Here is a 2,359-nt window from a genome sequence, read left to right as displayed (position 1 = left end):
AAAGGGGGGATGGGGGCGGGGGACTCTCGCCAAACTTTTTCCTCTAGTGTTGCACTTCGAAGTTGAACCTAGGCTCTCACGTCCTATAGCACGACGTAATACGATACAGTAAGACTATTGAAAAAACCTCCAAGAGAGCCGAGGCTCTCTCGGAGGGTACGATCAGGGCGCAATCACATCCCGAGTTGATTCGAGTCTGCACCCTAACCGTATTGCAAATGTACGGATAGTGTAAGTCCCTCTCAAATGAGTCATCCCTGCGGAAATACTGAGCTCTGCGGCTGCGGGGGTCCCGAGGGGTCTCCGACATTCTTGGTGCATTGCCGTCTGATATGATGTTTCGTGCCATAGGGATCCCGCATACAGTGTAGATGTGCTAATTATCACACTGACTACCAGTCGAGCATCACACTTTCTTACGAGCAAAGGTCTCTGACCAGAAAATAGACGTCGATCTACTCAGTGAATCCTCAGGCACACGAGTCAACTTTATCAGTATAATAACCCTCAACCATGTCAACTAATCTCAGGAGATGACAGGGCGGACGGACGAGAGATACACGCGTGAGACCCCTCTCCTCAGGGATATTACTATTACCGGTATTAGTTTGGCGCTTCATTAGACGACTGGTTTTGGTACAAAAAAAGGACAGATGGCGATGTCTGACCGCCATCTGTCCTTTAGAGAGATGTATCGTAAATCGATCGATTAGTCCTCCTTCTTGATATTGGGCAGCTCGAGACCGAGATTATTCTTGCGGTCGTAGGCCTTGAGGTAGAGGCTCAGGAAGAGAGCCAGTACGCCGAAGGATGTGAAGATCAGCATCGCTGGGGTGTAATTGAGTGCCTGTCCAGCCACGGCACCGGGATTGGTCTTGTCGAGGACGTTACCGATGATCATCGGGACAGTCATTAGTCCGATATTCTGGATGAAGAAGGTGGCGGAGTAGGCGGACCCGAGTACCTTGGCGTCGATCACCTTAGGCATGCTGGGCCAGAGGGCGGCAGGTACGAGTGAGAAGGAGATGCCGAGGAGTACGATCGCACCGATGGCGATCCCAAAGGAGAGCTTATCCGTCGTGAAGGGATAGAGGGCAAAGATCCCGTGGCAGACGATCATCAGGATCGAACCCAGGATCAGCATCGTGGCACCCTTGCCCTTCTTGTCGAGGTAGAGTCCCAGGAAGGGCGTGATGACCATCGCTCCGATGGGGAAGAGGCTGAAGATACTTGATGCCGTCTCTGTACTCAGACCGAGATTGCTCTCGAGCATATTGGTCGCATACTTCTGGAAGGGGAAGATGGCGGAATAGTAGAGGACACAGAGCAGTGCCACGATCCAGAAGGTCTTGAGACCAAAGACCTTGCCCAGGTCCTTAAACTTAAAGGGCTCCTCGTCCTCAACGATATGGACGCTCTCCTGCTTGTCCAGCTTGCGGTCCAGCACTCCGTATACGAGGTAGAGGAAGAGGCCGATCACCAGCAGGATGAAGACAAAGAGTACCGGCGCCTGTACCGCCTCGATGCCCTGGGCGGTGGTCATATTGGGACCAAACTTCTCCACCATCGCATTGTAGATACGAGGTGACGACTGGAAGACGGCGAATACACCCAGTCGGGCTACCGCCATCTCGACACCCATCGCCATAGCCATCTCCTTCCCCTGAAACCACTTCACAATGGCTCGCGATACGGTCACACCGCCCATCTCGGTCCCCATGCCGAAGATGGCGAAGCCGGCGCAGGCGAGTGCAGCCGAGGGAGGAAAGTTGGGTGCTATGTGCGACACCGTACTGTAGAGGAAGCCTCCGTCGTGGAAGGTATTGCTGAGCGCATAGACCTTGATACCCGCTCCCAGTACCATCAGCGATCCGGAGAGGATGGCGGTGAAGCGCACACCCATCTTGTCGAGGATGATACCGGCAAAGATCAGGAAGAGGCAGAAGACATTGATAAAGAATTCGCTCCCCGCATAGGTGCCAAAGACCGACGAACTCCAGCCGAGATTCTGATCCAGCTGGGTCTTTAGCGGTGATAGCACGTCGACGAACATATAGGCGAAGAGCATCGTCAGTGCGATCATGATCAGGACGCCCCACCGGACGTACCACTTGTCTCGGAGGGTCTCTCCGTGCGGCATCGTTGCTTGTGCCGTCTCTACTGTACTCATTAGAGATTCTGTTTATTGGTTATGATAATAGTATCACTCCCCCTCCTTCCCGTCTTGGCAAATGTAAGGAAAAAGATTTCTTTTCGCTCCATTTGCTCGCATAAAAACAGGGCCGTAGATTCAAGGACGAAGTGCAACAGGGAGGAAGAACGGGGCGAAAAGTTTGAAAGGGGAGATGTAGTCATGTTT

At 52.9% G+C, this 2,359-nt stretch carries 1 protein-coding gene; it reads right to left on the bottom strand.

The genetic code is table 11. The annotated features are described in order from the left end of the window. Positions 1 to 709 precede the first annotated feature (709 nt). Positions 710 to 2,140 carry an MFS transporter gene (locus Q0F21_RS07305; protein WP_297238717.1) on the bottom strand — a complete coding sequence of 477 codons (1,431 nt, stop codon included), beginning with the start codon at positions 2,138 to 2,140 and terminating at the stop codon, positions 710 to 712. Between the last annotated feature and the right edge of the window lie 219 nt (positions 2,141 to 2,359).

Source organism: uncultured Porphyromonas sp. (assembly GCF_934359325.1).
GTDB lineage: Bacteria > Bacteroidota > Bacteroidia > Bacteroidales > Porphyromonadaceae > Porphyromonas_A.
The sequence above is the reverse complement of the archived record's forward strand: the minus strand, read 5'-3'. Positions and strand labels throughout refer to the sequence as shown.